At 66.3% G+C, this 303-nt stretch carries 2 pseudogenes; both read left to right on the top strand.

Annotated features, from left to right (window positions below):
- Positions 1-83 (top strand): annotated as a pseudogene (locus ACSIPU_RS30985) (ribose 1,5-bisphosphokinase); the annotation flags it as partial.
- Positions 84-98: 15 nt separating this feature from the next.
- Positions 99-303: pseudogene (gene phnP / locus ACSIPU_RS30980) on the top strand (phosphonate metabolism protein PhnP); the annotation flags it as partial.

Raw genomic sequence — 303 nt, 5'->3', positions numbered from 1 at the left:
ACGGCAGTCTCCGACAATCGGTCGATGAATTTTTCCGCCTGCTGCGCAGCCACGCGGCGCGCGAAGCGGATCAACTGGTATAAACAAAAGGTGACACGATGAGCCTGACCCTCCGCTTAACCGGCACCGGCGGCGCTCAGCTGGTGCCGGTCTTCGGCTGCGACTGCGCGGCCTGCCGCCGCGCCCGCCGCGAGGAGAGCCACCGACGCCGCCCCTGTAGCGGAGTGGTCACGTTCAACAGCGCCGTGACGCTGCTTGATGCCGGACGACCGGATCTGATGGAGCATCATCCCGCCGGCAGCT

It is taken from the genome of Klebsiella sp. HN106 (genome assembly GCF_051209435.1).
GTDB lineage: Bacteria > Pseudomonadota > Gammaproteobacteria > Enterobacterales > Enterobacteriaceae > Klebsiella > Klebsiella oxytoca.
The sequence above is the reverse complement of the archived record's forward strand: the minus strand, read 5'-3'. Positions and strand labels throughout refer to the sequence as shown.